Annotated in this window: 21 protein-coding genes; 5 read left to right on the top strand and 16 right to left on the bottom strand. The window is 66.4% G+C overall.

What is annotated here, in order from left to right; all coding sequences use genetic code 11:
• Nucleotides 1–88: 88 nt before the first annotated feature.
• Nucleotides 89–1,597, top strand: coding sequence for a spinster family MFS transporter (locus ACN2C8_RS12035; protein WP_419252003.1), 1,509 nt, complete (start codon nucleotides 89–91; stop codon nucleotides 1,595–1,597).
• A gap of 19 nt (nucleotides 1,598–1,616) precedes the next feature.
• On the opposite strand, the gene ACN2C8_RS12040 is transcribed toward ACN2C8_RS12035, so the two are convergent.
• The 13 genes from ACN2C8_RS12040 to murC form a co-directional block, all read right to left on the bottom strand.
• Entirely contained in the window at nucleotides 1,617–2,000 is a 384-nt protein-coding gene (locus tag ACN2C8_RS12040) for a Rieske (2Fe-2S) protein (protein WP_419252004.1), read from the bottom strand.
• Nucleotides 1,997–3,004 carry a fumarylacetoacetate hydrolase family protein gene (locus tag ACN2C8_RS12045; protein WP_419252005.1) on the bottom strand — a complete coding sequence of 336 codons (1,008 nt, stop codon included), beginning with the start codon at nucleotides 3,002–3,004 and terminating at the stop codon, nucleotides 1,997–1,999. Before ACN2C8_RS12045 ends, ACN2C8_RS12040 begins: the two co-directional genes overlap by 4 nt.
• 25 nt (nucleotides 3,005–3,029) lie before the next feature.
• The gene (gene hmgA, locus ACN2C8_RS12050; RefSeq protein WP_419252006.1) at nucleotides 3,030–4,310 is read right to left on the bottom strand and encodes a homogentisate 1,2-dioxygenase; all 1,281 of its coding nucleotides are present in this window, start codon (nucleotides 4,308–4,310) and stop codon (nucleotides 3,030–3,032) included.
• Nucleotides 4,311–4,475: 165 nt separating this feature from the next.
• Nucleotides 4,476–5,546, bottom strand: coding sequence for a 4-hydroxyphenylpyruvate dioxygenase (gene hppD / locus ACN2C8_RS12055; protein ID WP_419252007.1), 1,071 nt, complete (start codon nucleotides 5,544–5,546; stop codon nucleotides 4,476–4,478).
• Between the two features lie 16 nt (nucleotides 5,547–5,562).
• A complete protein-coding gene (hisC, locus tag ACN2C8_RS12060; protein ID WP_419252008.1) occupies nucleotides 5,563–6,684 on the bottom strand; it encodes a histidinol-phosphate transaminase in 1,122 nt (373 codons plus the stop codon).
• Between the two features lie 318 nt (nucleotides 6,685–7,002).
• Nucleotides 7,003–7,473 carry an Lrp/AsnC family transcriptional regulator gene (locus tag ACN2C8_RS12065; RefSeq protein ID WP_419252009.1) on the bottom strand — a complete coding sequence of 157 codons (471 nt, stop codon included), beginning with the start codon at nucleotides 7,471–7,473 and terminating at the stop codon, nucleotides 7,003–7,005.
• Between the two features lie 326 nt (nucleotides 7,474–7,799).
• Nucleotides 7,800–9,311: a cell division protein FtsZ gene (gene ftsZ, locus ACN2C8_RS12070; RefSeq protein WP_419252010.1), complete on the bottom strand. Its 1,512-nt coding sequence runs from the start codon at nucleotides 9,309–9,311 to the stop codon at nucleotides 7,800–7,802.
• Nucleotides 9,312–9,618: 307 nt separating this feature from the next.
• Nucleotides 9,619–10,944 carry a cell division protein FtsA gene (gene ftsA / locus ACN2C8_RS12075; protein ID WP_419252011.1) on the bottom strand — a complete coding sequence of 442 codons (1,326 nt, stop codon included), beginning with the start codon at nucleotides 10,942–10,944 and terminating at the stop codon, nucleotides 9,619–9,621.
• 27 nt (nucleotides 10,945–10,971) lie between these two features.
• On the bottom strand, nucleotides 10,972–11,883 hold the full coding sequence (gene ftsQ / locus ACN2C8_RS12080) for a cell division protein FtsQ (RefSeq protein WP_419252012.1): 912 nt from the start codon (nucleotides 11,881–11,883) through the stop codon (nucleotides 10,972–10,974).
• A complete protein-coding gene (locus tag ACN2C8_RS12085) occupies nucleotides 11,852–12,823 on the bottom strand; it encodes a D-alanine--D-alanine ligase (RefSeq protein WP_419252013.1) in 972 nt (323 codons plus the stop codon). The genes ftsQ and ACN2C8_RS12085 overlap by 32 nt, the downstream gene beginning before the upstream one ends.
• Before the next feature lie 175 nt (nucleotides 12,824–12,998).
• Nucleotides 12,999–14,483 carry a M20/M25/M40 family metallo-hydrolase gene (locus ACN2C8_RS12090; protein ID WP_419252014.1) on the bottom strand — a complete coding sequence of 495 codons (1,485 nt, stop codon included), beginning with the start codon at nucleotides 14,481–14,483 and terminating at the stop codon, nucleotides 12,999–13,001.
• A 244-nt stretch (nucleotides 14,484–14,727) separates the two neighbouring features.
• Nucleotides 14,728–15,654 carry a UDP-N-acetylmuramate dehydrogenase gene (murB, locus tag ACN2C8_RS12095; RefSeq protein ID WP_419252015.1) on the bottom strand — a complete coding sequence of 309 codons (927 nt, stop codon included), beginning with the start codon at nucleotides 15,652–15,654 and terminating at the stop codon, nucleotides 14,728–14,730.
• Nucleotides 15,651–17,072, bottom strand: coding sequence for a UDP-N-acetylmuramate--L-alanine ligase (murC, locus tag ACN2C8_RS12100; RefSeq protein WP_419252016.1), 1,422 nt, complete (start codon nucleotides 17,070–17,072; stop codon nucleotides 15,651–15,653). The genes murB and murC overlap by 4 nt, the downstream gene beginning before the upstream one ends.
• On the opposite strand from murC, the gene ACN2C8_RS12105 reads away from it, so the two are divergent.
• Nucleotides 17,071–17,592, top strand: coding sequence for a hypothetical protein (locus ACN2C8_RS12105; protein ID WP_419252017.1), 522 nt, complete (start codon nucleotides 17,071–17,073; stop codon nucleotides 17,590–17,592). The genes murC and ACN2C8_RS12105 overlap by 2 nt on opposite strands.
• Nucleotides 17,593–17,944: 352 nt before the next feature.
• Here the strand turns inward: ACN2C8_RS12105 and ACN2C8_RS12110 are convergent, their stop codons facing one another.
• The 3 genes from ACN2C8_RS12110 to ACN2C8_RS12120 all read right to left on the bottom strand — a co-directional run bounded on the left by ACN2C8_RS12110 (nucleotide 17,945) and on the right by ACN2C8_RS12120 (nucleotide 19,990).
• On the bottom strand, nucleotides 17,945–18,658 hold the full coding sequence (locus tag ACN2C8_RS12110; RefSeq protein WP_419252018.1) for a hypothetical protein: 714 nt from the start codon (nucleotides 18,656–18,658) through the stop codon (nucleotides 17,945–17,947).
• 595 nt (nucleotides 18,659–19,253) lie between these two features.
• The gene (locus ACN2C8_RS12115) at nucleotides 19,254–19,628 is read right to left on the bottom strand and encodes a hypothetical protein (RefSeq protein WP_419252019.1); all 375 of its coding nucleotides are present in this window, start codon (nucleotides 19,626–19,628) and stop codon (nucleotides 19,254–19,256) included.
• Nucleotides 19,598–19,990, bottom strand: coding sequence for a hypothetical protein (locus ACN2C8_RS12120; protein ID WP_419252020.1), 393 nt, complete (start codon nucleotides 19,988–19,990; stop codon nucleotides 19,598–19,600). Before ACN2C8_RS12120 ends, ACN2C8_RS12115 begins: the two co-directional genes overlap by 31 nt.
• A 374-nt stretch (nucleotides 19,991–20,364) precedes the next feature.
• Here ACN2C8_RS12120 and ACN2C8_RS12125 point away from each other — a divergent pair, with 374 nt between their 5' ends.
• The 3 genes from ACN2C8_RS12125 to ACN2C8_RS12135 all read left to right on the top strand — a co-directional run bounded on the left by ACN2C8_RS12125 (nucleotide 20,365) and on the right by ACN2C8_RS12135 (nucleotide 23,200).
• Nucleotides 20,365–20,883: a heme NO-binding domain-containing protein gene (locus ACN2C8_RS12125; RefSeq protein ID WP_419262188.1), complete on the top strand. Its 519-nt coding sequence runs from the start codon at nucleotides 20,365–20,367 to the stop codon at nucleotides 20,881–20,883.
• Nucleotides 20,880–22,466, top strand: a complete 1,587-nt coding sequence (locus ACN2C8_RS12130) for an ATP-binding protein (RefSeq protein ID WP_419252021.1) — start codon at nucleotides 20,880–20,882, stop codon at nucleotides 22,464–22,466. Before ACN2C8_RS12125 ends, ACN2C8_RS12130 begins: the two co-directional genes overlap by 4 nt.
• 107 nt (nucleotides 22,467–22,573) lie before the next feature.
• Nucleotides 22,574–23,200 carry an SOUL family heme-binding protein gene (locus ACN2C8_RS12135; RefSeq protein ID WP_419252022.1) on the top strand — a complete coding sequence of 209 codons (627 nt, stop codon included), beginning with the start codon at nucleotides 22,574–22,576 and terminating at the stop codon, nucleotides 23,198–23,200.
• The last annotated feature ends 1 nt before the right edge of the window (nucleotide 23,201 follow it).

The raw sequence follows: 23,201 nt of genomic DNA on the forward strand, positions 1-23,201 counted from the left end.
CTCCGCAAATCCCGCTGGCGCTGCGACTTCCGTTACGTCTACAGTCCCCTCAACAATTAGAACAAATGTTTGAAGGGAGCGCGCCAGCATGGCAGACGCGATTGCGTCCAGCGGAACAAAACCGCTGTATTCCAACGGCTACAAGGCCACGGTGCTGGGGCTTTTGCTCGCCACCTACACCTTCAACTTCATTGATCGGACGATCATCGCCACCATCGGTCAGGCCATCAAGGTCGACCTGAAGCTGACCGATACCCAGCTGGGCCTGCTGGGGGGGCTGTATTTCGCCCTGCTCTATACGATCCTGGGCATTCCCATCGCGCGCCTGGCCGAGCGCTTCAACCGCGTGACGATCATCTCGGTGTCGCTGGTGATCTGGTCGGGCTTCACCGCCCTGTGCGGCAGCGCCGCCAGCTTCGCCCAGCTGGCCGCCTACCGCTTCGGGGTCGGCATCGGCGAGGCGGGCTGCTCGCCCCCCAGCCACTCGCTGATCAGCGACTATTATGCGCCCAAGCAGCGGGCCACGGCCCTGTCGATCTATTCGTTCGGCATTCCGCTGGGCACCATGTTCGGCGCCGTGGCCGGCGGCTGGCTGGCCCAGGAATTCAGCTGGCGCGTGGCCTTCGTTATCGTCGGCCTGCCGGGCATCCTGCTGGCGATCATCGTCAAGCTGGTGGTCAAGGAGCCGCCCCGCGGTCACTCCGAGGCCAGGGAACAGCCCCTCGAAGCCGAGGACGTTGTGGTCGAGCCGCCGAAGCCGGCCTTCTCGATGGCCAACGAGTTCCGCGAAATGTGGGCCGTGACCAAGGTGCTGTTTGGCAAGTGGCCGGTGCTGCACATGGTGCTGGGCGTGACCATCGCCTCGTTCGGCTCCTATGGCTCCGGCGCCTTCGTGCCGTCCTATTTCGTGCGGGCCTTTGGCCTGGACCTGGCGCAGGTGGGCCTGATCACCGGCCTGATCGGCGGCTTCTCGGCCGGGGTCGGCACCCTGGTCGGCGGCTTCCTCAGCGACTGGGCCGGCAAGAAGAGCGCCAAGTGGTACGCCCTGACGCCCGCCATCGGCCTGACGATCTGTACGCCGATCTACATCCTGGCCTATCTGCAGCCGACCTGGCAGGCCACGGCCTTGATCCTGCTGGTCCCGGGCATCTTCCACTATGTGTATCTGGCCCCGACCTTTGGCGTGGTTCAGAACTCGGTGGATCCGCGTCGCCGGGCCACGGCGACGGCCATCCTGTTCTTCTTCCTCAACCTGATCGCCCTGGGCGGCGGGCCGGTGTTCACCGGCTGGCTTATCGACCATATGGCGCAGTACAACTTCAATACGCCTGACGCCGGCGGCCTGATCGCTTCGCTGTTTGGCTCATTTGGCCTGCCCGAAACGGCCGCCAACTTCGCCGCCAGCTGCCCCGGCGGCGTCGCGCCCAAGGGTTCGCCCGTCGAACTGGCCGACCAGTGCCGCACCACCCTGGCCCTGGCCAGCCAGCAGGGCATCATCGTCTCGCTGTGCTTCTATGCCTGGGCCGGACTGCACTACGCCCTGGCCGCGATCGGCATGGTCAAGCATATGAAGGAACGGGCGGTGGCCCAGGCCTAACCTCGAAGGCGGGTGGTGGCTAAGCCGTCACCACCCGCCCCTCGCGGACCTCCACCGGCCAGGGCGACAGCTTGGCCCCCACGCAGGGACCGCCGACGCAGATCCCCGCCTCCACCGTGAACATCGCTCCGTGCCAGGAGCAGGCGATCAGCCCGCCGTCCGGCGTCAAATACTGGTCAAGCTGCTGGGCCAGCGGCAGGCCGGCATGCGGACAGCGGTCGACATAGCCGAACACTGCCTCCCCCCGCCGGACCACGAAGCCGTGGAAGCGCTTGTGGCCGATCTGCAGCACATAATTGCGCGCCGCCCCGTCGGCGATCAGGTCGAGCGGACCCAGACTGATCCCGGCCCGCGTCGCCCAGACCCGTCCAGCCGCTTCGACCTGTTCGCCTTCTGGACTCAAACCCGCTCGACCGTCTGCTCGATGGCCCCGAAGATCGTGTGGCCCTTGGCGTCCTTCATCTCGATCCGGACGGTGTCGCCGCCCAGCAGGAACGGCGTGCTGGCCTTGCCGTGGACCAGGGTCTCGACGGTGCGCAGCTCGGCCAGGCACGAATAGCCCAGGCCGCCCTCGGCGACCGGCTTGCCCGGCCCCTGGTCGGCCCCGCGATTGCTGACCGTGCCCGAGCCGACGATGGTGCCAGCCGAGAGGCCGCGGGTCTTGGCGGCATGCGCCACCAGGGTCCCGAAGTCGAAGGTCATGTCGACCCCGGCGTCGGCCGCTCCGAAGTCATCACCGTTCAGGCTGACCAGCAGGGCGCCGTGCAGCTTGCCGTCCTTCCAGGCGTCGCCCAGCAGGGCCGGCGTGACGGCGACCGGCGAGAAGGCGCTGGCCGGCTTGGACTGAACGAAGCCGAACCCCTTGGCCAGTTCGGCGGGGATCAGGTTGCGCAGCGACACGTCGTTGCACAGCATCACCAGGCGGATGGCGGCCAGGGCCTCCTCGCGGGTGGCGCCCAGCGGCACGTCGCCGACGATCACGGCGATCTCGCCTTCCAGGTCGCAGCCCCAGGCGGAGTCGGCCAGCGGGATGTCCTCGCGCGGGCCCAGAAAGCCGTCGGAGGCCCCCTGGTACATCAGCGGATCGGTCCAGAAGGTCTCGGGCATCTCGGCGCCACGCGCCTGCCGCACCAGCTGCACGTGGTTCACATAGGCGCTGCCGTCCAGCCACTGATAGGCGCGGGGCAAGGGGCTCTCGGCCTCATGCTCGTGGAAGCGCTCCTTGGGAACGCCGCCGTGCTCCAGGCTCTCGGCTAGGCCACGCAACAAAGCCTCGCAACGCCCCCAGTCATCCATCGCCGCCTGCAGGGTGGGCGCGATTGTCGCCGCGTCGGTAAACCAGGCCAGGTCGTTGGAGACCACCACCAGACGGCCGTCACGGCCGCCTTTGAGAGACGCGAGCTTCATAGGCGCTTCCTCGTTATCGTTATCGTTAAGGCAGGACGGCCTTGGGGAAGCCCGACCAGCAGGCGTCATAGTCGGCCTGAAGTGCGCGATGCTCCAGAGCAAATCGCGTGGGGCGCAACGTCCATCGGCTTTCGAACATGAAGGCCATCGTATTCTCGATCCTGTGCGGCTTCAGATCGGCCGCCACAGCGCCCTGCCAGCTGGCCAGATCGGGGCCGTGATCGCTCATGGCGTTGTGCAGAGACGCCCCGCCGGGCGAGAAGCCGCCGACCTTGGCGTCATAGGCGCCGATGACCAGGCCCATGAACTCGCTCATCACGTTGCGGTGGAACCAGGGCGGCCGGAACGTGTGCTCGGCCACCATCCAGCGCGGCGGGAAGATCACGAAGTCGCAATTGGCCGTGCCGGGGATCTCGCTGGGTGAGGTCAGGACCGTGAAGATCGACGGGTCGGGATGGTCGTAGCTGACCGTATTGATCGTGTTGAAGCGCGAGAGGTCGTACTTGCAGGGCGCGAAATTGCCGTGCCAGGCCACCACGTCCAGCGGGCTGTGATCCCACTGCGAGGTCCAGAGGGCCCCCTGGAACTTCTGGATCACCTGCGTGGGGGCATCCACATCCTCGAAGGCTGCGACCGGCGTCTCGAAGTCGCGCGGATTGGCCAGGCCGTTCGCGCCGATCGGCCCCAGGTCCGGCAGCTTGAACGCCGCGCCATAGTTCTCGCAGACATAGCCGCGCGAGGGCCCCTCGACCTCGACCCGGAAGCGCACGCCGCGCGGGATCAGGGCGATCTCGCCGGGACCGGCGGTCAGGACGCCCAGCTCGGTGACCAGGGTCAGCACGCCCTGCTGCGGCACGATCAGCAGCTCGCCATCGGCGTCCTGAAACACCCGGTCCGTCATGGACGTGTTGGCCAGATACAGGTGGATGCCGATCCCGGCCTGGGTCGCCACGTCGCCATTGCCGGCCAGGGTCAGCAGGCCGTCGACGAAATCGATCGGTTCGGCGGGGATCTCGATCGGGTCCCAGCGCAGGCGATTGGGCGTGACGGGCCCGTCAAGCGACCCGCTGGCCAGGGTCGGCTGGCCATAGGGCTCATAGCGGCCATGACCGGCGCTGGGCCGCAGGCGATAGAGCCAGCTACGGCGGTTCTCATGCCGCGGCGCGGTGAAGGCCGCGCCCGACAGCTGCTCGGCATAGAGCCCGAAGGCAACCTTCTGCGGCGAGTTCTGGCCCACCGGCAGGGCGCCGGGGACGGCCTCAGTGGCGAAGTGGTTGCCGAAGCCGGATTGGTAGCGGAGGTCCATGGCTGGGTCCCTGGCTCGTTTTCTGTAACGCACCATAACATTGTCATCCCGGACAACCCCGGCGAAAGCCGGGGGCAGATCCGGGACCGCCAGAAGCGCGGCGCTCAGGCGTCGGTCCCGGATCTTCGCGCTACGCGCTCCGTCCGGGATGACAACCGTGGTGGATCAGGCCTCGACCGTGATCACGCCGCGGCGGATCTGGTCCAGCTCGATGCTCTCGAACAGGGCCTGGAAGTTGCCGTTGCCGAAGCCCTCATTGCCCTTGCGCTGAATGACCTCGAAGAAGATCGGGCCAAACAGGTTTTCGGTGAAGATCTGCAGCAGCAAGCCTTCCTCGCCGACATTGCCGTCCAGCAGGATGCGGTTCTTGCGCAGGCGGGCCAGATCCTCGCCATGGCCGGGCACGCGCTTGTCGACCAGCTCGTAATAGGTCTCGATGGTGTCCTGCAGCTTGACGCCCCGGGCGCGCAGCTTCTCGACGGTGTCGTAGATGTCCGGCGTGGTCAGGGCCAGGTGCTGGATGCCCTCGCCGTTGTACTGGCGAATGAATTCCTCGATCTGGCTGTGATCGTCCTGGCTCTCGTTGAGCGGAATGCGGATGGCCTTGTCGGGCGCGATCATCGCCTGGCTGAACAGGCCCGTGGCCTGCCCCTTGATGTCGAAATACTTCTGCTCCTCGAAGCCGAAGACATCGCGATAGAAGGTCGACCAGGTGCTCATCTGGCCACGCTTGACGTTGTGGGTCAGGTGGTCGAGCAGATCCAGGCCGACATTGTTCTTGGCCTCGGCCTCTGCGGCGCCGGGAATCTGGTCCCAGCCGTCATAGATCGTGCCCGGATCGCCGGCGCGCTCGACCAGATACAGCATCGAACCGCCGATGCCTTCCAGCACCCGCGCCCCCTCGCCCAGCAAGGTCTTGCTGGCGTCAGCGGCCATGGCCCCGCGCTTCAGCGCCTCGGCATAGGCGGCTTCCACATTCTCGACGCGGAAGGCCATGCCGTTGGCCGACGGGCCGTGGGCGGCGCGGAACTCGGCGACCTGGCCGGTGCTCTCTTCATTGACCAGCAGGTTGATGCGGCCCTGCTTGTAGCGGGTCACGGCCTTGGTCGGGTGCTTGCTGGCCGGCACGAAGCCCAGGGCCTCGAACAGCGCCTTCATGGCGGCCGGATCGGGGCTGGTGAACTCGACGAACTCGAAGCCGTCGAGGCCCAATGGATTTTCGGGGGTCATGGACATGAGGTCTCTCCGAAGCTCAGCGGGCCAACGCGGCCGGCAAGGCGGCGATCAGGCGGTCGTTGTCGGCCGGACGGCCGATGGTGATGCGAACCCAGCCACCGGCCACCGGGGTCGGGCGGATGATAAGCCCTTCCTGCAACAAGCGCGCGGTCGTGGCTTCCGGACCCGCCGGCGTGCGAAGAAACACGAAATTGGCCTCGCTCCTGGTGCGCTCGATGCCCATGGCGTCCAGCGCCGCCTCGACCCGGCCGCGCTCGGCGAGGGTCAGGGCCACGGTGCTCTGCAGGTGTTCCACATCAGCCAGGGCGGCCTGGGCGGCAGCCTGGCTGACCGAGGTCACGTTGAAGGGAGGCCGCAGGCGATCCAGATAGCCGATCAGCTGCGCCGACGAGGCGATGCCATAGCCCACCCGCAGGCCGGCCAGGCCATAGGCCTTGGAGAAGGTGCGGGCCGACACCCAGGGACCGCCCCAGGCTTCCAGCAGGGCGAAGGTGTTGAAGGCCTCGTGATACTCGCGATAGGCCTCGTCCACGAACACCATCGTCGACCTGGGCGTGACCGCAAGGATCTCGCCGATATCGACGCCGGTCAGGGCGTTGCCGGTCGGATTGTTGGGCGTGCACAGGACCAGCAGCTTGGGCCCCTTGGCCGCCTCGACCTTGAAGGCCTCGACGTCGAGATCGAAATTGGCCAGGCGCGGCACGTCGATGATGGTCGCCTCGGCGCACCTGGCGAAGATCTCGTAGGCCGGGAAGGTCGGGGTCGACAGCAGGATCGTTTCGCCCGGCGCGATGACGGCGCGGAACAGATAGTCGATCAGGGCTTCGGAACCGGGCGACACCACGATCCGGGCCGGGTCGACCGACAGGTGCGAGCCCAGGGCGTCGCGCAGGGTCTCGCAATAGGGGTCGGGATAGATCTCGGGCGAGGCCAGGGCCGCCTGGACGGCGGCGACGACCGTGGGGCTGGCGCCCAGCAGGTTTTCGTTGCTGGCCAGCTTGGAGAAGGTGTCGCGGCCGGTACGCCGACCAGCCTCGGCCAGGGTCATGCCCGACCTGTAGGCCTGAACGGTTTCCAGCGCCGCGCGAACGGGCAACGGGACGGCCGAAGCCAGGGGCTTCTGGTCGACAACCAGCATGAAAACCGCTCCTCGAATGAACAGCGGTCAGGATAGCGCAGAAGAAAAGTCAGAACCTGTCGATGATGACCCAAGCTGCGACCAATCCGGTCATATTCCTCCAATCATCCCGCCTGCATCGCTATAAAGTGCCGCCAACCCAAGGCCAATAAAGTTCCGTCATTCCCGCCCTGGAGGCGGGAACCCCTGATTGGGCTGGCACGTGCAGCGCAAGCGAAGTGCGCCACGCACTTCGCCCCTCCCGCACCTGCGGCGGACAGACGGGTTCCCGCCACAAGGGCGGGAATGACGGCTTGGAGGAAGGGGTGTGACGCCCGCCTAGTCCAGAAAATCCAGCGGCAGGGCCGGCGAGTCCTTGATCGTCTCCAGCACGAAGCTGGACTGGATGCCCTTGACCGCCGGCATCTTCAGCAGGCGCTTCATGGTGAACTCGGCATAGGCGTCGAGATTGGGGGCCAGCACGCGCAGCAGATAGTCATAGCTGCCGGTCATGGCATGGCAGCCGACCACCAGGGGCTCGCGCAGCACCGCTTCCTTGAAGGCTTCGGCGGCGGTTTCGCTGTGGCGATCGACCTGAACCTCGACATAGGCCAGCAGGTCCAGACTGGCCTTGCGGCGATCCAGCAGCGCCACATAGCCGGAGATGAGGCCCGAGGCCTCCAGCTGCTTGACCCGGCGCAGGCAGGGGCTGGGCGAAAGCCCAACCCGTTCGGCCAGATCAACATTCGAGATCTTGCCGTCCTGCTGCAGGATCTCGAGGATTTTTCGATCGGCGCGGCTGAGCTTCATGTGACCTGTTTGGGTGCAGAACTGGCAGGATGTGCCAAGTCTATAGCAGATAGCAGATGCCCACGCTCGGAAGCGTTATCGCATCCGAGATGCAGGAAGACGCTGTCATCCCGGACAAGCCCGGCGATAGCCGGGCGCAGATCCGGGACCGCAGGAAGCGCTGAGCTCAGGCGTCGGTCCCGGATCTGCGCGCTGTGCGCTTGTCCGGGATGACAACCGCTTTTGATCATAGGCGATAATCCAGTCATCCCGGAGAAGGACCCAACAGCAAAACGCCCGGGGCTCTCACCCCGGGCGCTTCAGAACTCAAACCTTGATCGAACCGATCAGTTCGCCAGGCGACGCAGGAACGACGGGATCTCGAGATCCTCGCCTTCCTCGACCTGTTGCAACTCGAGCGGCTGCATGGCCGGCCGGGCGCTGGAGGTCGAACGCGTCTGCGGCTGCTGTTGCGGCGCAGGTTGCTGGTCGTAGCGTTGGCGACCGCCGCCGAACAGGCTCATCCACCCGCCAGACTTCTGCGGCTGACGGTCGGCATAGTGCTGCTCGGTATAGAGCGGCGCGTCGTCGGCTTCCTCGACCATCGGATCGACGATCCGGTTGACGGTGCGCGAAGCCGAAGTGGTGATGCGAGGCTCGGGGGCGGCCTCGGACACGAGAGGCTCTTGGAAATAAAGGTCGGCTTGCGGCGCTTCAGCGACGACTTCCGGCTCGGGCTCGTAAGCGGACTCGGGCGCGTAGGCAGTCGACTGGGCGACCGGGCGATCGAGCGGACGCGCCTCGTAGCGCGAGGCCGGACGGGTGGTGTCGACGATCAGCGGCGCGGTCGTGGTGTTGCGGGTGACGGGCTTGGGCTCGATCTGGGCGATCGAGGCGCCGTCCATGCCGGTGGCGACCACCGAGACGCGGATCACGCCTTCCAGCGACGGATCGAAGGCCGCGCCGAAGATGATGTTGGCTTCCGGATCGACCTGATCCGAGATGGCGTTGGCGGCTTCGTCAACTTCCAGCAGCGTCATGTCCATGCCGCCGGTCACATTGACCAGCACGGCCTTGGCGCCCTTCAGCGAGACTTCGTCCAGCAGCGGGTTGGCGATGGCGTTCTGGGCGGCCATCAGGGCGCGGTCTTCGCCGGTGCCCTCGCCGGTGCCCATCATCGCCTTGCCCATTTCGGTCATGACCGTGCGGACGTCGGCGAAGTCGAGGTTGATCAGGCCGGGCAGGACCATCAGGTCGGTGATCGAGCGAACGCCCGAGTGCAGCACCTGATCGGCCATGCCGAAGGCCTCGGCGAAGGTCGTGCGCTCGTTGGCGACGCGGAACAGGTTCTGGTTGGGAATGACGATCAGGGTGTCGACATAGCGTTGCAGCTCACCGATGCCGGCGTCGGCCAGACGCATGCGGTGGCGACCTTCGAAGTGGAAGGGCTTGGTGACCACGCCGACCGTCAGGATGCCCCGCTCGCGAGCGCACTTGGCGATGATCGGCGCGGCGCCGGTGCCGGTGCCGCCGCCCATGCCGGCGGTGATGAAGACCATGTGAGCGCCGTCCAGGTGCTCGCCGATCTCGGGGAAGCTTTCTTCGGCGGCGCTCATGCCCACCTCGGGGTGGGCGCCGGCGCCCAGGCCCTGCGTGACCTGCACACCCAGCTGAATGCGACGGTCGGTCTTGGCGAACTGAAGCTGCTGCGCGTCAGTATTGGCGACCACGAACTCAACACCTTCGAGGCCTGCCTCGATCATGTTGTTGACCGCATTGCCGCCCGCGCCACCGACGCCGAACACGACGATACGCGGCTTCAGCTCAGTGGTGCGCGGCGCTGAAAGAGAAATAGCCATGGAACCCTCGCGACCTTACGCCGAAATCGTCAAACAGGACCCCGGCGGTTCAACCGTCGGGAACGCCTCGACGATTGGGTTAACAGAACAACCACCATCGTTAATCGGCGGTTAACTGCATAATATGAGTCGGGGACACGTCGAGCGCTGCCTGAGCAGAATTCTTGCTCCATCAACAGAATCTCTTGGGAGTCCAAGGGTTCCGTAGGGTTCTTGATAGTTGATGCGACCGAACGCCGCTGCGGTCTATTTCGCGACACGTCGAGAGCTTGACCACGCGTTCAAGCGTGACCGCCGGCGACAACCGTTAAAGGTTGTCGCGCAACCAGGCGGCGGCCTTGGCCATCGGACTGGCGTTGGGGTCCATAGGGCGCTTGCGCAGGGCGGCCGTCGCCAGAGCCTTCGGAGACACCACTTCACGCGGACCAAAGGCCGAGCGATGCAGCACGCCGGCGGCGGCGCAGAAGGCCGGACCCGAGGCGGCGTCGGCCAGATGCGGCACCCGGCGCGGACGGCCCAGACGAACCGGGCGATCGAAGACGCGCACGGCCACTTCGCGCACGCCGGCCAGCTGGCTGGCGCCGCCGGTCAGCACGATGCCCGCGCCCGGTTCGACCGGAGCGCCCGAGGCCTTGAGGCGCTCGCGCAGCAGTTCCAGGGTCTCTTCGACGCGCGGCTGGATGATGCCCTTGAGCAGCGAGCGCGGCGCGATCACCGGACCGGCGCCCGGATCATCACCGCGCGGCGGGGCTTCGATCATCTCGCGGTCTTCGTTGGCCGAAGCGATGGCGCTGCCGTGCAGGGTCTTGATGCGCTCGGCGCCGGCGACCGAGGTCTGCAGGCCGCGGGCGATATCCTGGGTCACGTGCCCGCCGCCGACGGCCAGGCTGTCGACGTGGCACAGGGCGCCGTTGTTGAACACCGCCACCGAGGTCGAGCCGCCGCCCATGTCGATGCAGACGGCGCCCAGGTCCATCTCGTCCTCTTCCAGGGCCGCCAGGGCCGAGGCGAAAGGCGCGGCGACCACGCCTTCGAAGGACAGGTGGGCGCGCTCGACGCAGTGGGCGAGCGTGTGGAAGACGTTTTCGTTGATCGAGACGACCAGCAGTTCCAGGCCGAGCGCGCGGCCGAACATGGCGCGCGGATCGCGGATGCCGCGCTGACCGTCCACCGACCAGGCGATCGGCAGCAGGTGGATTGGCTTGCGGCCGGGAATCTTGACCTGGGCCAGGGCCGAGGCGATGGCGCGCGACAGGTCGCCATCGGCGATCGGCCGGGCGCCCAGGGACACCTGGGTGTGGACGCGGTTGCTGGCCAACTGGCCGCCGGCGGTGCAGACGCTGACGCCCTGGACGTTGACGCCCGCCACGGTCTCGGCGCGCTCGACAGCCTGGGCGATCGCTTGCGCGGCCTCGTCCAGGTTGACGATCGCGCCGCCGCGCACGCCGCGCGACTGCACATAGCCGACGCCGGCTGTGGTCAGGGTGCGGTTGTCACGATGAATGCCGTCGGCCTTCATGATGAAGCAGGTGACCTTGGACGCGCCCAGATCGACAGCCGCGACCGCAGGCTGACGAACGAGCGTCGCCTTCAAGCCGTCACGGGCCTGTTTCCGATCTTCCAGTCGCGACATCGCTATCGTCACCCCAACACCATCACACTACGCCCCGCCTGCCACGGTCTGCCCAGGCAGAGCCGCATCACGGGGTCTCACAGCCACCATATCGGGATCGCGCAGATCGATGCGCGCAAACCCCAAATCCAGGATTCGCTGCCTTTGGTCCAACTGATCCAGCTGGATCAGTGCGGATTCTTCGTCGATCGCCGGAAGCTGGATCAGAGATCCGTCTTTCAGGCGCAGATCCCAGCGGCGATCATCGACGCGCACCAGCGCTTCAAGACGATCGCGAAGACGCGGACGGGCGGCGACAGCCGGCAGGATGGCGCCGGCGGCCTGATCGGCGCCCTGCCCCACCACCAGCGGCAGTTGCGGGAACTGCGAGGCATCGGCCTCGCTGATCACGCGCCCCTCGCCGTCGATGACACGCATGCGGCCGCCACTCTGCCAGACGGCCAGGGCGGGGCGTTCCTCGACTGCGATGAGCACCGTATCGGGCAGCAGGCGAACGACCTTGGCTTCCTTGACCCAGCCCACCATCTCGACGCGCTGGCGGATCTCGGCCAGGTCCAGGCCCAGGGTCGGTTGGTCGAGATACAGTCCTGAAGCGCGTCTGATATCCGCGTCGGCCTGGGCCGAGGCGCCCTGGACGTGCAGAGTCTTGAGCTTGAAACCGGCGGACGCGAACTCGCCGTCCACGCCCTGGCGTGCAGCCGTGACGAGGCGCTCGGCCCGATGGCCGGTCGCGAGCATCACCACAAGCCCAAGGCCAAGAGCCACGCCGGCGACCCCCAAGGCGAACGCGGGCGACAAGCCCACGCCCTTGGCGGCGCGCAGTTTCGCGGCCGGCTGCGCGCCCTTGGGCGGAGCCGAACGAGCCTTGTTTGGACTTGCGGGCACTTCGGCCCGAGGGCGCCTAGGCTTAGGCGATCCCCCCCGCACTACAGCGGGCATAAGCGTCCTCCACGATCCAGAGCACTAAATGATCAAACGAAATCCCGACGTGGGCGGCTTGCTCGGGGGCGAGCGAAGTGGGTGTCATGCCGGGTTGCGTATTGACCTCTAGAAGGACCAGAAGGTCGTTAATGTCGTCATAACGGAAGTCAGACCGGGTTACGCCTTGGCAACCAAGGGCTGTGTGGCCAAGCTCGGCCATCCGCATGGCCCTATCCCTTACGCTGTCAGGGATTGGGGCTGGCAAAACATGGATGGAACCGCCCTCGGAGTACTTGGCGTCGTAGTCATAGAAACCTGTGGACGAGCGAATATCGGTCACGGCCAGGGCTCTGGGACCATTTGACTCACCCATCACGGCGACGGCCAGCTCCAGCCCGCGGATATAGGGCTCGATCATCACCTCTTCGCCGTAAGTCCATGTGGGCATTGCCAATTCCTGCGGCGGCCGGTTGGCGCCTTCGAAAACCAGGAATACCCCAACCGAAGATCCCTCGGCATTTGGCTTCACAACGTAGGGAGGCTGCATCACATGGTCGCGTGCGGCGATATGTCGATTGAACAGACCGCCGCCGGGCACGATCACGCCCGCCGCAGCCAGCACGGCCTTGGCCTTGGCCTTGTCCATCGCCAGGGCCGAGGCCAGCACGCCCGAGTGGGTGTAGCCGATCTTCAGGGTCTCCAGCACGCCCTGGACGCAGCCGTCCTCGCCCCATTCGCCGTGCAGGGCGTTGAAGACCAGGTCCGGCGCGACCCTGGTCAGCACCTGGGCCACATCCTTGCCAGGATCGACGCGGGTGACCTTGGCCCCCAGCCGCTCCAGCGCATCGGCGCATTCCCGGCCCGAGACGAGGCTGACCTCGCGCTCGGAGGACGGACCGCCCAGCAGGACGGCGATGTGGCGGCCGGCCAGGGGGGCGTCGGTGTTCGGCTGGGTCATGGAGGGGGCTCGTGAACTGGGGTTGAGCACTCCTAGTCAGCCGGAGCCCTCCTGCCAATATTGGTTGTCATCCCGGCCGTAGCGCGAAGCGCGAAGAGCCGGGACCACGGCATACGCAAGCGCTTGCCGTGGTCCCCGATCGCCCCTGCGGGCCGTCTGGGATGACAGGTTCGGACTAGTGGCTTGCCGCCGCCGTCGCCGGCTTCAGCGCCCGGAAGTCGATGTCGCTGTCGGCCACCAGGTAGAGGAAGCTGGTCCAGGCCGCCACGTTCTGGGCCAGCTGGATCGGGTCCACCTTGTTGAGCGTGTCGTCGGCCGTGTGGTGATAGTCGAAGTAGCGGCTGGCATCCTGGTTCAGGTTGATCACCGGCACGCCGGCCTCTTCGATGGCGCCGATGTCGGCGCCGCCATGGGCGGCGGGGGCGCGGTCCAGATAGATCTTCAGCGGCATGAGCACGCGGGTCGCGGTCTTGATCACCGGATGCTCCAGCGCCCCGGCCGGAACCTGCAGGCTGTAGATGCGGTCGGCGCCGGTGTCGCTCTCGCCGGCCAGCACGATCTTCGACAGCGCGTCCTTGTTCGCGGCCAGATAGGCGTCCGACGAACCACCGCTTTCTTCCGAACCCCACATCACGACGCGGATGGTGCGCTTGGGATGCCTGGGCAGGTCGCCGATCAGCTTGGCGGCCGCCGTGGTGATGGCGATGCCCGTGGCGTCGTCCAGGGCGCCGGTGCCGACATCCCAGCTGTCGAGGTGGCCGCCGATGACGATCACCTCGTCAGGCTTTTCCGAGCCCTGGACGTCGCCCGAAATGTTCCAGGCCACGTCCTTGGCATCGAAGCTGGACTGCAGCTTCAGCTTGATGCGCAGCGGACCCTTGGCGGCCAGACGCTCCAGCTGCTCGGCTTCCGGCACGCCGATGGCGGCGGCGGGAATGGTCACTACGCCCTCGCCATTGGCGGTGCTGCCGGTGTGCGGCACCGAGGAATCCGAGGTCGAGATCGAGCGGATCAGCATGGCCACGGCGCCGCGCTTGGCGGCTTCCACCGGACCGGCCCGGCGCGAGATGCCGGCCACGCCATAGCCGGCCCCGTCCTGGGCCATGACCATCGGCTGGGTGATGACCACGATCTTGCCCTTCAGCGCGCCTTCCGGCGCGGCGATCATCTCGGCATAGGTCTTGAACAGCGCCACCTCGGCCTCGACGCCCTCAGCGGGGGTCGAGACGGTGCGGCCCAGGCCAACGGGGTTGAGGTTCATGGCATAGGGCGCCATCAGCCAGGCGCTCTCCTCGCCACGCGTCCAGGACGTCTTGGCGAATTCATCGACCTTGATGTTGGTGAAGCCCAGAGCCTTGAACTGGGCCACGCCCCAGTCCTTGGCCTTCTCCATGGCCGGCGAGCCGACCAGGCGCGGGCCGATAGTGGTGGTCAGGTCCTCGGTGATGTCCCAGGCGAGATGATCGCGCAGGGCCTTGTCGCGCAGGCCGACGGCGACGGCCTCGGGCGAGACCGGCACAGCCGCCGGCGCAGCAGGGGCTGCGGACTTGCCGGCAAACAGGGCCTTGAGCCCCGACTTTGCCCGGGGGGCGGTCTGGGCCTGGGCCCCGCCGACCAGAAGGGCGGATACGGCGGCGGCGGTCAGCAGGGTGCGGAACATGCGCAGGGATTCTCCGAAATTTGACCTGTCATAGCATCGCGGCGCGCCCGGGACAGTCAGCATTGGCTGAACCATGCCGGCGGCCGAAAAGGTCCTCCCCCTGAAGGGGGAGGCGGCCCCCCGGGTCGCGCGAAAGCGCGCGCCCGAAGACAGGCTCCGGCCGGTGGGGGGAAGACCGCAATGACCTGGCCGTCACTTCCCCCTCCGATCGCTTCGCGATCTCCTCCCCCGCTGGGGGGAGGACTTAGAGCCGCCCGATCCGCTTGATTTCCCAGTCCAGCTGAATGCCGGTCTTGGCCAGCACATCGGCGCGCACCGCGTCACCCAGGCCTTCCAGGTCGGCCGCCGTGGCCTCGCCGGTATTGATCAGGAAGTTGCTGTGCAGCGGGCTGAACATCGCCCCGCCCCCCTCTTTCCCGCTCGCGGAAAAGTGTTTGCCCCGCCAGCCGGCCTCGTCGACCAGCTTCCAGGACGAGTGGCCCGGCGGGTTCTTGAAGGTCGAGCCGCCGGTCTTTTCGCGGATCGGCTGGGTGGTCTCGCGGCGGGCGGTGATTTCGGCCATGCGGTCGCGGACATCGGCCGGATCATCGGGCGTTCCGCGGAACATCGCCTGCACCCAGAACATGCTGTTGGGGGGGACTTCCGTGTGCCGATAGGTGAAGCCGAAGTCTTCGTTGCTCCAGACCCGCATTTCGCCGGACCGGTCATAGCCCCAGGCGCTGACCAGGATGTCCTTGGTCTCGCGGCCATAGCAGCCGGCGTTCATGGTCAGGGCCCCGCCGACCGTGCCCGGAATACCGACATAGAATTCCAGCCCCGTCAGCCCCGCCTTGGCCGCCGCCCGGGCCACCGAGGCGTCCAGCGCCGCTGGACCGGCGATAATCAGGTTCTCCTCGGCATCGACCGTGACCTCGCCGAAGGCCCGCCCGGCGCAGCGAATGACCACGCCCTCGACGCCGCCGTCGCGGATGATGACGTTGGAGCCGACGCCCAGAGCCTGAACCGGAACCTCTTCCGGCAGGGCCATCAGGAAGTCGCGCAGATCGTCGGCGTCGGCCGGCAGGAACAGCACCTCGGCCGGACCGCCGACCCGGAACCAGGTGAACGGGCCCAGCGGCTCGTCAAACAGCAGCTTGCCGCGAACGGCGGGGAGTGACGCCTTCCAGCTCACGTCGCCAGCGCTTCCAGTTGCCCCGGCAGCGCATAGGCCCAGGTGGTGATGTCGCCGGCCCCCAGCAGCACGACGAGGTCGCCGCTGACGGCCTCGCCGGCGATCAGGCGCGGCAGGGCCGTGGGGTTTTCCAGCGCCAGGGCCCTGCGGTGGCCGAACTTCTTGAGGCCGTCGACAAGGTGGTCCTTGTCGATGCCCTCGATCGGGCTCTCGCCGGCCGTATAGACGTCGGCGACGATCACCGTGTCGGCGTCGTTGAAGCACGAGCTGAACTCGGTCATCAGGTCGCGCAGCCGGGTGAAGCGGTGCGGCTGGACCACGGCGATCACCTTGCCGTTCGGGGTCACGGCGCGGGCAGCCTTGAGCACGGCGGCGATCTCGACCGGGTGGTGGCCATAGTCGTCGACCACGCGGACGCCATTGGCCACGCCCGTGGTGGTGAAGCGGCGCTTGACCCCGCCGAAGCTGGCCAGACCGGCCCGGATCGCCTCGCCGTCGACACCCAGTTCGCGGGCCACGGCCACGGCGGCAGTGGCGTTGAGCACATTGTGGTGGCCGGCCATCGGCATCTTCAGGCCATCATAGCGCACCGGATCGCCGACCCGTGGCGAGACGATGATGTCGAACACCGAGCCGTCGGGCCCCATGCTGATGTTGGAAACCCGGACCTCGGCCTGGGGATTGACGCCATAGGTCACCAGCCGCCGGTTCTCGATCCGGGCGGTCAGGGCCTGGACTTCAGGATGGTCGGTGCAGACCGCCGCGAAGCCATAGAAGGGGATGTTCTCGATGAAGTCCTGGAAGCCCTTCTTGACCGCGTCAAAGGTGCCCCAGTGGTCCAGATGCTCGGCGTCGATATTGGTGACGATAGCCACGGTCGACTTCAGCTTCAGGAACGAGCCGTCGCTCTCGTCGGCCTCGACGACGATCCAGTCGCCCTCGCCCACCTTGGCATTGGTGCCATAGGCGTTGATGATGCCGCCATTGACCACGGTCGGGTCCAGGTCGCCGGCGTCCAGCAGGGCGGCGACCATCGAGGTGGTGGTGGTCTTGCCATGGGTGCCGCCCACGGCCACTGAAAACTGCAGGCGCATCAGCTCGGCCAGCATCTCGGCCCGCCGCACCAGCGGCAGGCGCTTGTCGCGGCCGGCGGCCATCTCGACATTGTCGGCCTTGACCGCCGTCGAATAGACAATGGCCGAGGCGCCTTCGACATTGGCCGCGTCATGGCCCACGAAGATCCGCGCGCCCAGCTTTTCCAGCCGCTCGGTATTGGCCGACGCCTTGGCGTCGCTGCCCTGAACGGTGTAGCCGATACGCAGCATGATCTCGGCGATGCCGGACATGCCGATGCCACCGATGCCGATAAAGTGCACGGGGCCGAGTTCGAAGGGTACGGGGCGTCGACGCTGGATCATGAAAAGCCGATTAGACCATTTGCGCGCGGCGCGAAACGCCCTGTTGGCGGCGATGTTGTGGACGGGCCCCGCCCTGGCCCAAGCCCCCGCTGCGGCCCCGCCCGCCACCAAACTTGAACTGAGGCTGGCCGACGTCGGTCGCTTCGCCGTCTTCGTCGATCTGACCAGCGTCCAGTGGACCGGCCGCACCGCGAAACTGCGCGTGCTGCAGGTCACCGAGGGCGGCTTCAAGGCCGGGGCCGATGAGTACTGGGGCGGCTGGCGTCACGCGGTCATCGACTGCGACGCCCGCTCAATCGCCCACGCCGGCTTTGGCAGCATCCGGGCCGGCGGCCGCGAAGGCCCGGTCACCGGCGACCAGCGCCCCGCCGCCCCGATCCCGCCCGGCGGCGCCGACGACGCAGCGGCCAAGGTGGTCTGCGACGGCTGGAAGCCGTTCGCCGGGGTTCCGGTCGCCACCAGCGTCGAGCAGGCGGTGGGCCTGGCGAGGCCGCTGATCGAGACGGGGGCGGAGCCTTGAGGGGCGCCGCGTTTAGGTCAGCAGTCGAAGACGTCCATTGCCGCCCCAACTGGGTCAGGCCTGTAGTCAAACAAAGTGATGTCGCGCGCCCGAGACACTATCACGAGCCATTCGCCGGCTTGGCGGAGGAGGTAGTAAGTCAGTTGTAAATCGTCTGCACCCCAGGCTGAAAGGCGATGCGTCTCGCCGTCGAACTCGACGTCGACCCATCCGGTCTTCTCTTCAAGCTGGTTACCGTCCTCGAGTAATTCGATTTCGGATTCACCAAAGGTTACGAGTATTGACCCGACCCCTATTTCGCCGGTTGCTCGCGTGAATGGCACCGAACGAGGACCTAGCGTTCTCGCTTCCACTATTGCCTCCCATCAAAAAGCGGCGTGCGAACAGCCCCCGGCCCGCCGGCTAAACACTCACCATATCTTTCCATTACGGTCTTCCTGCAGATCGCTTCAATCACCACTCGAGCCTCTTGGGTTCGCCCGTACATTCCCCGGTAAGTCTTGCACTTGATCCGATCTGCTTTGGCTATCTCAAGGCACTCATCAGGATCTCCATGCTCAGGAAAGGGATGATACGGATAAAGCGTACCAAGCCGTTTTGGCTTACGCGACTTGCGCTTTCGCGACATTAGCTGCGGTTCGGGCCCCCTGAGATCCAACTTCTCTGTCGGCAAGTTGAGGAACGGCGTCTTCTCGCCACCCGTTGTGCGCTGATCGAAATCGCCGAGCGCGCGGGTCAGGGCGACGCTGCCGGCCAAGGCGGGCAGTCCTGCCGCCTGGACGATCGGCGCGGCCTCTGGATGGCTGGCCAGGAAACCGACCATGCGGGCCAATGGCCGCGCCTTAGGCCTTGGGCCCGCCTTCAGCGGTCGACGCACCTTGCCGCCCCCGCCCCCGCCGCCGCGGCCCGTATCGACCCACTGCCCGCCGTTCGAACTCCCGACCGGCGCGCGCGGCTGGTCGGGATCAAACTTCGTTTCAAGGTTCCGGATCGCCTGCCGCAGCACCTCGGCCGCTGCGTCGCTCCGGAATTTTCCTAGTGCGCTTTCAAAATCACCAGACCTCATCGTCCTCTCCGCTGGGGTTATGGCGCCTGAAACAGGCGCTTGGGTTCGCGTCCTCGCCGGCTTGTCCGGCGAGTTGGGGAGGCGGCGGAGCGTCCGGGCCAGGCCCGGATGAGTTTAGTTAGATTGCCGTTTCGGCCATGGCCGAAGCGCTCCGCGCCGTCAGGTCGCCAGCTGGACGGCCTCCCCAGTGACGGGGCGAGGAGAAGTATGCGGGCGTTCTGGAGGGGGCTGCGTCGATTTAGGATCGTGACGCTGGGTGCGGCGGTCAGGGCGTTGAAGTTGTTGGGGGCGAGGGGCGCGTATCCCCGTTGGAGCGCGGGGATAGAGCTCGGCCGAACGATCGAGAACCGCTGAAGAGCCCCCTGCCCGTCATCCCGGGACTTGTTCCCGGGACCCATCTTTCCACCGCACGGGCGGCGCAGGGATAATCGACGGTGGGGCGACTGAACCATGGGTCCCGGGAACAAGTCCCGGGATGACGGGGATCATCGGGTCTGAACGCGAGGCCAACTTCCGAAGATGTGAGTGCTGGCGCCATCAGGTCACCTTCACCCGGCCCGCCGCGCGCGCCTCTCTCGCAAGGGGAGAGCCCCCCTCACAGCACGAACACGTCCATCGGCGCCACGACCGGAGTTTGTCCCCAGGCGAACAGGATCAGTCCCCGCGCCTTCGCCATCTCGATCAGCCAGGCCCCCGACAGCTGGATGAGCTCATAGGTGACCTGCAGCTCATCGGCGCCGTGCGTCTCGAGGCGGGCGGTCTGGCCGTCGAGGTCGAGGTCGGCCCAGCCGATGACCTGGTCAGCCGCCAGAGACCGCAGGGTCATCAGGACCGAGCCCGCTTCATAGTCATCGTCATTGGCGGCGGCGGCGCCGGCGCGCGCGACCCGGCAAAAGAAGATCGCGCGCGGTCCAAGCACCAGATCCTCGACCGCCGCCGTCATGGGCGCGCCGCGAACAGTTGGGGCCATGTGGTCACCGGCGTCTCGCTGTCCGGCAGCAGGGTCAGGCCCGCCTCCTGCGCCGTGCGGATCAGCCAGTCGCCGGCGAACCACAGGCAGAGCCGCAGAAGGTGGATGTCGTCCGTACCCGGAAACGTCTTGGCCCAGCGGTGGCCGTCGATCTCGACCCAGAACCGGCCCAGCAGATGGTCATCAAGCTCGACGTGCTCATAACCTTCAACGTGCGCGAAGGTCCAGAACTCGCGCGCGCCCATCCGGATGCGGACGGACGCCTCGCAGCGGTCGCCGTCCGCGTCCAGATAGGGGATGAACCGGGGCCCGATCACCCGGGGCCGGTGCGGCCATCTCACATAGGTAAACGGCGGCCGCATCGCCCTGCTCCCATCCCCACGACACAAGTTTAGCGGGATGAGAACAAAGTGGCAACTCTTGAGTGCGCCAGCGCCCCGCCGTCCGCTCCATCCGCCATCCGGGCCTGGCGCGGCCGTTGATCGAAACGGGGATATGCTCCTGCCGGAGCGGGGTGGAAGGCCGGCCCCTTAGCGCCCCGAAATTCGCCTCCCATAGTTCCCATTTTGGGTAATTTGGCGCGCTCGCTATGGAGTTCGGCGACAAATCAGAAGTTATAGATGGCCGGCGCGATCAGCGACTCTCCTGACCGCGCCGCACCCAAGACAGGTCCTGCCGAAAGAATGGCCCAGGAGACGCTTACATGTTCGGAATGATTCATCGATCTGCGCGGGACATGATCCTCGAGCAGTTCGGGGCTCAGGCCTGGGAGCAAACCCTGACCGCCGCGGATCTCGATGATGCCATTCTGGTCAGCGTCCAGGCCTATCCCGACGATGTGACCTTCAGACTGATCGGCGCTGCGGCCGCGACGGCAGGTTTGACGGTCGAAGAGACCCTTCACGCCTTCGGCCGTCACTGGATACGGGCGGCCGGTCAAGGCCCCTATGCCGGCGTGCTCAAAATCCTTGGCGCGTCGCTGCGGGAGTCGCTGCAGAACCTCGACCAGATGCATGCCAGCATTCAGATCGCCATGCCCGCGGCGCAGCTCCCGCAGTTTTCGGTCCTGTCAGAAGACCATCAGACCATCCGCCTGGCCTATTATTCAAAGCGGGCGGGGCTGGAAAACTTCGTCTGCGGCCTGCTCGACGGCATGCTGGAGAAGTTTGCGACACCCGGGAGTGTCGAGTTCAGCGGCCAGGACGGCGCTGCCCGGATCTTCACCATCAGGCTCGCGGAGCCAGATGCCCCGTGAGCCAGAGCTTTGAAGTCACGAGCCAGCAGCTGGACAACCTGTTCCCCTGCTACCTCCTGACGAACGCCCGGCTAGAGATCCAGAGTGTGGGCCCATCGATCACGCGCCTATTGCCGGGCGCTGTCGCGGGGACAGCCCTGGAGAGCCTGTTTGTCGTCGAGCGACCGATCACGGGCCTGGATCCGGTCACGGCCGCCCGCAACAAGGCCGCCATTCAGCTTCGGTCCCGCGATGGCGGCATACACCTTGCTGGATCCGTGATCGAGCTGGCGCAAGGCTACCTGTTCTGCCTGGCCCATTCCATCCGGGCCGCGTCCACTTGGGCGGAACTGGGATTGACCGTCGCGGACTTCTCCCAGGCGGATCAGTCCCTGGCCATGGGTACGGCGGTGGCCATGCAGTCGGTGCTGATGGCCGACATGATCGACCTGGTCGCAAGCCTGCGGACGGCCCGGAATGACGCAGAGGCGGCCAACAGGGCCAAGTCGACCTTTCTTTCGGTCATGAGCCACGAAATCCGGACACCCCTGAACGGCATTCTCGGCATGACCCAGGCGATGCTCCAGGACGCGATCGACGAACGCCAGCGGTCGAGGCTGGATATTGTTCAGCGATCCGCTGAATCCCTGCTGGCCATTCTCAACGATCTGCTCGACCTGTCGCGGATTGAAGCGGGGCAAATGTCCCTGGAGGCGATCGCCTTTGATATGGGCGATCTGCTCAGCGGCGCCTATGCCGCCTTTACTGCCCTTGCCAACAAGAAGGGCCTGTCCTTCACCCTCGACATCTCCGCCGTTGAGGGCCGCTATAGCGGCGACCCGACGCGAATTCGGCAGATCGCCTACAATCTGATTTCGAACGCCATCAAGTTCACCGAGTCTGGACGCGTCGGACTCAAGGCCCGCTCGACCCAGGACGGCCTGGAACTGGCCGTGTTTGATACGGGCGTGGGCATAGAGCCTGAGATGCTCAACGCGATCTTCGAGCAGTTCCGCCAGGCGGACGTCTCGATCAACCGACGATTTGGCGGTACCGGGCTTGGCCTGGGGATCGCCCGCAACCTCGCGGTCCTGATGGGCGGCTCGATCACGGTTGAGAGCGTTCCCGGAAAGGGCTCGACCTTCACCCTTCTCCTGCCAATCCCGCGCACCGAAGAGGGCGAGCCAGCGGCCGTCGAGCCGGTTATGGACACAACGGAGTGGCAGAGAACGCTGCGGATTCTCGCTGCCGAGGACAATGAGATCAACCGACTGGTGCTACGCACCCTGCTGGAGCCAGCCTGCGCCACGTTGACGGTGGTCGAAAACGGTCAGCAGGCGGTGGAAGCCTGGAGCCTGCAGTCCTGGGATGTGATCCTGATGGACATCCACATGCCGGTCATGGGCGGCCTGGAGGCCAGCGGCGCCATACGGGAAAAGGAGCGCCTGACCGGTCGACAGGTCACGCCCATCATTGCCTTGACGGCCAACGCCATGGCCCACCAGCTCGAGGACTATGAGCAGGTTGGGATCACCGCCACGGTCGCCAAGCCGATACAGTTGGCGGTGCTGTTCTCGACCCTTTCAGAGGTGCTGCCCGGCTGACGCCGATCCGTCTGGATCAGGACGGCTTGGACCGCGCAACGAAGTCAGGCCCGGGCCGTTCAGTCCGGTGTTAGTGTGGTCGCCGGGCGCCCGGCGGGGGAAAAGGCATGAGCATGACCCTGAGACGCATGGCCATGACCGCAGTGTTTGCGGCAGTCTTTCTGGGAACTGTGGCCATGGCCGTTGAAGAACCTGCCTTTAAGGTCGTCGTCCACGAGGGCGACTTTGACGTTCGCGACTATCCCGCCCTGGTGGTCGCCGAAGTCACCGTCAGCGGCGATCAGAAAGAGGCGGCCAGTCGCGGCTTTCGACTGCTGGCCGGCTATATCTTCGGCGGCAACAGGACGCGCCAGAGCATCGCCATGACCGCCCCGGTTGCCCAGGCGCCGGCCGGTCAGACCATCGCCATGACAGCGCCGGTCACCCAGACCCAAAGCGCCGGCCAATGGGTCGTGAGGTTCACCATGCCCAGCCGCTACAGCCTGGAAGCCCTGCCTGAGCCCAACGACCCCCAGGTGAAGCTTCGCCTCATGCCGCCGTCCCGCCTGGCGGTGCTGCGCTTCTCGGGCCTGGCCGGAGCGGACACGGTCGAGGCCAAGACCGCTGAACTGAAGAAACGCCTGTCGGCCCGCCAGCTGCGGGCGACTGGGCCCGCCTCGCTGGCGCAGTACAATCCGCCCTGGACCCCGTGGTTCATGCGCCGCAACGAAGTGATGATCCCCGTCGCCCCTTAGC

Source organism: Caulobacter sp. ErkDOM-C, from assembly GCF_048541825.1.
Classification (GTDB): Bacteria; Pseudomonadota; Alphaproteobacteria; order Caulobacterales; family Caulobacteraceae; genus Caulobacter.